The sequence below is a fragment of the uncultured Corynebacterium sp. genome, assembly GCF_945649885.1.
Lineage (GTDB): Bacteria > Actinomycetota > Actinomycetes > Mycobacteriales > Mycobacteriaceae > Corynebacterium.
In genome coordinates this window covers 1-4,505 of record NZ_CALZFS010000167.1, presented here as the reverse complement: position 1 = coordinate 4,505, position 4,505 = coordinate 1, and the positions used below count along the sequence as shown (strand labels likewise).

General features: G+C 58.3%; 2 protein-coding genes. One reads left to right on the top strand and one right to left on the bottom strand.

Going from position 1 to position 4,505, the window contains the following annotated elements; all coding sequences use genetic code 11:
* The first annotated feature begins 171 nt into the window (after window positions 1–171).
* Entirely contained in the window at window positions 172–1,698 is a 1,527-nt protein-coding gene (glpK, locus tag Q0M74_RS13115) for a glycerol kinase GlpK (RefSeq protein ID WP_293955182.1), read from the top strand.
* 121 nt (window positions 1,699–1,819) lie between these two features.
* Here glpK and Q0M74_RS13110 read toward each other — a convergent pair whose 3' ends face one another.
* Window positions 1,820–4,084 carry an N-acetylmuramoyl-L-alanine amidase gene (locus Q0M74_RS13110; RefSeq protein WP_293955180.1) on the bottom strand — a complete coding sequence of 755 codons (2,265 nt, stop codon included), beginning with the start codon at window positions 4,082–4,084 and terminating at the stop codon, window positions 1,820–1,822.
* Window positions 4,085–4,505: the final 421 nt, after the last annotated feature.

Genomic DNA, 4,505 nt, shown 5'->3' with positions numbered 1-4,505 from the left:
TTATGAGCACCTAAATCTCATGTGGTGGAGCTCTTGGGCTGTGCTGGTGTTATATGTTGTGACCACCGGTTATATCTAAGGTGTGTAGTGCGGGGGTGGAAACCGGGCGCGGACATAACCCTTTGGTTTTTGGCTATACCGCACTTGAGTCCGCATGCAAAAATGGGGGTTATGAGATCCTCAAAAGCCAATTCTTATGTGGCTGGCATTGACCAGGGCACCACATCCACCCGTTGCATCATCATTGATAAAAACGGTGAAGTGGTTTCTGTAGCCACCAAAGAGCACTCACAGATCTTCCCTGAGCAGGGCTGGGTCGAGCACAACGCCATGGAGATCTGGGACAACGTCCGAGCAGTGGTGAGCCAGGCGATGGTCGCCATCGACATCACCCCTTATGAGATCGCCTCCGTCGGTGTGACCAACCAGCGTGAAACCACTGTTGTCTGGGATCGGGTGACCGGTGAGCCTGTGTACAACGCGATCGTCTGGCAGGACACCCGCACCAACGAGATCTGCAAAGAACTCGCGGGTGAGGAAGGTCAGCAGAAGTGGCTGGACCGCACCGGTCTGCTCATCAACTCCTACCCGGCAGGTCCGAAGCTCAAGTGGATCCTGGACAACGTGGAAGGCGTTCGCGAGCGTGCGGAGAAGGGCGAATTGCTCTTCGGCACCATGGACACCTGGTTGCTGTGGAACCTCACCGGTGGTGTACGCGGCGATGACGGTGAAGAAGCCATCCACGCCACCGATGTGACCAACGCATCCCGCACCCTGCTCATGGACATCAAGACCCAGCAGTGGGATCCGGAACTCTGCGAAGCACTGGACATTCCCATGAACATGCTTCCGCAGATCAAGCCCTCCATCGGTGACTACCGCTCCGTGCGCCACCGCGGCATCCTCGCCGATGTGCCCATCAACGGCGTCCTCGGCGATCAGCAGGCAGCACTGTTTGGCCAGGGTGGATTCAAGGAGGGCGATGTCAAGAACACCTATGGCACCGGCCTCTTCCTCCTGATGAACACCGGCAAGGAACTGAGCATCTCCGAACATGGACTGCTTTCCACCATCGCCTACCAGATTGAGGGCCAAGAACCGGTTTATGCACTTGAGGGTTCTGTCTCCATGGGCGGCTCCCTGGTGCAGTGGCTCCGTGACTCCCTCCAGATGATCCCCACCGCCCCAGCCATTGAGGAACTGGCACGCCAGGTGCCGGACAACGGCGGTGTCCACGTGGTTCCGGCGTTCTCCGGACTGTTCGCACCACGCTGGCGTTCCGATGCCCTCGGCGTGATCACCGGTCTGACCCGCTTTGCCAACCGCAACCACATCTGCCGCGCGGTGCTGGAGGCCAACGCCTTCCAGACCCGTGAGGTCGTGGAGGCCATGGCACTTGATGCCGGCAAGGAAATGGAATCCCTGCGCGTGGATGGTGCCATGGTGGAAAATGAACTGCTCATGCAGATGCAGTCCGATATCCTGGGCATTGATGTCATCCGCCCACATGACATTGAAACCACCGCACTTGGTGCGGCATTCGCTGCGGGTCTGGGGTCCGGATTCTTCAAGGACCTGGACCAGATCGCCGAGCTGATCTCCATCGAGCAGACCTGGTCACCTGAGATGAGTGAAGAGGAACGCGAGCGTGCCTACGAGGGTTGGAACAACGCGGTTGAGCAATCCTACCGCGACTAGTTCTGACTGAGGTTCTTCCCACACCTGCTCAAAGTGGGAAATGACAAAGAAGGGCCCCGCTGCTTCAGGGAAAGCAGCGGGGCCCACTCTTCATTTCCAGGCGCTTGAGACCATGTGGCGCTTAGGTGAGCTGGATGTCCACCTTGGCGGTTGCTGGATCGAAGGTGATATAACCACCCTGGAAGTCCACCCGCAGCAGGTTGCCCTCACGGTATTCATGGTTGAGCGGCAGGCCGAGCGGGCCGAGGTCTGCACCCTGCTGAGCCCAGGTGTCACCGATGACACCCCACAGACCATGGGTTCCTGCCTCCGGGGAGGAGACCATGATGCCGTTCTCGAAGGGAACGAAGGAAACCTCAGAGTTCTCTTCACTGGCGTAGCGGACGGTGGTTTCGCCACCGGTGGCTGCACCCAGCACAGGGCCGAGAAGATTGTTCAGATCATTCCAGGTACGGGAGTACTCATTATCGCCCGCGAGGTTGATGACGGTATCCACCACCGGAACGACATCATCAAGATTGATGTTGTCCAGGGTGGGAACGCCGTTATTGTTGCCGAGGTTTCCCAGCAATGCCCCCAGATCGCCATCGGTGGCGGCAAGGCCGATGATCACGGCCAGGATTGAACCGATACCGGTGAGAACCTGTGCGCCATCAGCACCATTGAGTAGTTCTGAACTGCCGGAGGAACCACCGGTGAGCACCTGATTCAACATGTCGAGCTCACTGGAACCAGAACCAGCCTGTGGTGCTGGTTCTTCGGTGATGGTGACGGTGTCCTGTGGTGCTGGCTCTGTAGTGGTGGTGTCCTGCGGAGCTGGCTCTGCAGTGGCGGTGGCAGAAGCCGAATCAGTAGGTGTAGCCGCCGGAGTGTCGGTTGCTGATTCTGTTGGGCTTGCCACTGCTGTCGTTGTCGGGGCTGCATCGCCGGCAGCATCCTCATTGAGGATGGAATCGTACTTCGCCTTGGCGATACTACGGATATTATCCATCTGGGCATAGCCCGCATTGCCTGGGCAGGAAGTATTGCCGACATCGCGGTGCGCGAAGATATTCGGCAGGTTGATGGACTGTCCATAAGGAACCGTGGTGTAGCTGGAACCCTCGGAGTAGTGGGTGTCGCGTCCTGTTGGATCAAAACCGGCGACCTTGGCACGCCAGCCAGCAAGCTCACCCACCGACTGGATCATGGCCTCCGGAGGAGTGAAGTTCTGATAGTTGCCCATCATGGAAATGGCCCAGGTGTTCTGGTTGAATCCACCGGCGTGAGCACCCTGCACAGCACGGTTCAGACCACCGGCGCGGCCTTCGTAGATGGTGCCGTACTTATCCACCAGTGCCTGGTAGCCGATATCGCACCAGCCCAGGGTCTGCGCGTGATAGGTGTAGTAGCCACGCATGCGGCCGGCACTTTCCGCACGGGTGTAATCATTGATGCCCGCGGTGTGGTGGATGGTGATGGCGGAAACACCATCATCAATGGTGGGCTGCCTGCAGCGGAGAGACTCATTGGCTCCCCAGCCGGCACGGGAGATGACCCGTGGCATGCCATCGGTATCAGCCATCAGGTCAACACCACCGACGCCGGCCTCAGCGTTGCCATCGATGAAGACTGCGTCCAGGTCACTGGCGACCTCTGCAACAGGCTGGATATCGCCATAGTTGGAGGGTAGTGGTGCCAGGCCGTTGTCGGCTGGGGCTGCAGGTGCCACCTCAACTGGGGCGGCGACAGGTGCCTCAGCTGGAGCCTGAATAACAGGCTCCTCAACTATTGGGGTGTCCACAGGTGCCTCGAGGGGTGCTTCTTCGATGGCCTCTGCTGCGTACTCAGCCACAGGAGCTGCTTCCGGTGCAGCCTCAGGGATCGCACCACCGGTGCCATCAGTGGCAGCAGCGCCGGCATCATCACCGAAGAGATCCACATTATGGGTGGAGACCTGGATCTTGTTGGTGGATCCGTGGAAGATCAGGTCAGTGCCCTGGGTGGAGTTGGGATCGGTGTCCTCGATGGCGAGTGGCTCCATATCAAGCCATTCGGTCCAGGTGCCGTCTTCTTTTTTGGCGCGGACAAAGGCGGTGACATCACGCTGACCCTTCCAGGTCAGGGCGAACATGGAGAAGGGTTCCTCGCGCTGGAATTCCTTTACCGTGCGTGGACCGGGTTCTTCGCCCTGGCCCATGATTGCCGGATCGTCGACAACAATATTGGAACCGCTGGAAAAGCTGGTGGACTGGTTCATGACATCCACCGGGCCGATTCCCTCGTCCTGGGTGCGGATGATCTGACTACTGGCGGCTGCGAGCCCTGAGGCTACGAGCGCGACAGACAGCAGGATAGCCAGTGTCGGTTTTTGCCGAACTGCGCTGATGCGGCGTCGTTGCTGCACGGTATTTCTCCCTGATGATTCTGGTGCGGCTGAGACAAAATGAAACAACTGCGAAGTGTAGTGCACTAATGGGGTTAATGGTACATGTGTGACTCATGTTCTTCAGGTTGGAGTTGAGGTTTGCTCAAGTCTGTGAAAACGCCGTGAGCAGCCGGGATAAGTGCAGCATCGGGCTTCAATTTGGCTGATAAGGAGGTTCCTGCTGGTCATCCCGCTCCACCGATTTTCAAACCCCCTGATGTAGCTCTTCCGCAGTGCCTCAATTACAGCGTCTGGGCAAAACGGGAGTGTTCAGGATTCCAATGGTGGCTTCGTGGGTTAGTGTCAAAGTCATGACGGATTCGAAGAAATATGACCTGATTGTCGTAGGCTCCGGTCTTTTTGGCCTGACCGTGGCAGAACGCGCAGCATCCCAGCTGGG